Annotated in this window: 1 protein-coding gene; it reads left to right on the top strand. The window is 57.9% G+C overall.

Features of this window, described 5'->3' with window-relative positions; genetic code table 11:
• A partial coding sequence (locus EN818_RS31505) for a nuclear transport factor 2 family protein (protein ID WP_135906700.1) occupies nucleotides 1-317 on the top strand: 317 nt, incomplete at its 5' end.
• Nucleotides 318-323 lie beyond the last annotated feature (6 nt).

Here is a 323-nt window from a genome sequence, read left to right as displayed (position 1 = left end):
TCCTCAAGCAGGGCGACAGCCACAGCGCTGCCGCGAAATACAATGCCGACGACATCGTCAGCTACGAAGCGATGGAAGGCCCGATGGCTGTTTGCAACGGCAAGGAAGCCGTCAAGCAGAAGGGCGAATGGTGGGAAGCGAACCACGAGGTTCATGGCGGCTCGGTCGAGGGCCCCTATGTCAATGGCGACCAGTTCGCCTTGCGCTTCAGCTTTGACGTGACGCCCAAATCTACCGGCGAACGCGTCAAAATGGACGAGGTTGGCCTCTACACGGTCAAGAACGGTAAGATCAGCGAAGAGCGCTTCTATTATTGAAGCCGG

It is taken from the genome of Mesorhizobium sp. M3A.F.Ca.ET.175.01.1.1 (assembly GCF_004791945.1).
In the GTDB taxonomy this organism is placed as follows: domain Bacteria; phylum Pseudomonadota; class Alphaproteobacteria; order Rhizobiales; family Rhizobiaceae; genus Mesorhizobium.
The sequence above is the reverse complement of the archived record's forward strand: the minus strand, read 5'-3'. Positions and strand labels throughout refer to the sequence as shown.